The following is a 480-nucleotide window of genomic DNA, read 5'->3' as shown; positions in this document are numbered from 1 at the left end:
CAAGAGCTTCATGCCCAGCTCAGCTGCGGCAGACAATATCGTCCGGATTGAACTCGACGCGCAGCACACGCTGGAACCGCATCCGGGCCGCCTTGCCATCGTCCCAGATGAGCGCCTCGAGCCGGGCGCAGCGCGCCGGACCGTCGGCCTTGATGAGGACAGGACGCGGCCCTTCCTGGATCACCCGCCAACCATTCGCGGTTAAACGCCCGACATAGTCAGCGACGAGGCGTTCTTCGCCTGCCTCGTCATTGCGCGACACTTCGCCAGGAGTATCTCCGCAGATCGTACGCTCCGCCGGAAAGGGGCATTCCCCCCGCAGGACATGCCCCGGCGCTACCGGGAAGCTTCTGTCATCCGAAAGCGCCAGTGCCCCTGTCGTGGAAACAGGAATGGCTGGCGGTGCAGTGGCGCAGGCCGCGAGCAGCGCGGCCGCCAAAGCAGCCGCGGCGCGCTTCAAATCTTCATCCCCAGATGACC

1 protein-coding gene is annotated in these 480 nt (G+C 65.4%); it reads right to left on the bottom strand.

Features of this window, described 5'->3' with window-relative positions; translation table 11 throughout:
• Window positions 1-19: 19 nt before the first annotated feature.
• Window positions 20-480: hypothetical protein (locus RM844_RS32300; RefSeq protein WP_311671010.1), on the bottom strand; the 461-nt coding region annotated here is incomplete at its 5' end.

Origin of the sequence: Streptomyces chisholmiae (assembly GCF_031845445.1) — a bacterium.
Taxonomy (GTDB): domain Bacteria; phylum Actinomycetota; class Actinomycetes; order Streptomycetales; family Streptomycetaceae; genus Streptomyces; species Streptomyces chisholmiae.
This window is presented reverse-complemented; position numbering and strand designations above follow the sequence as displayed.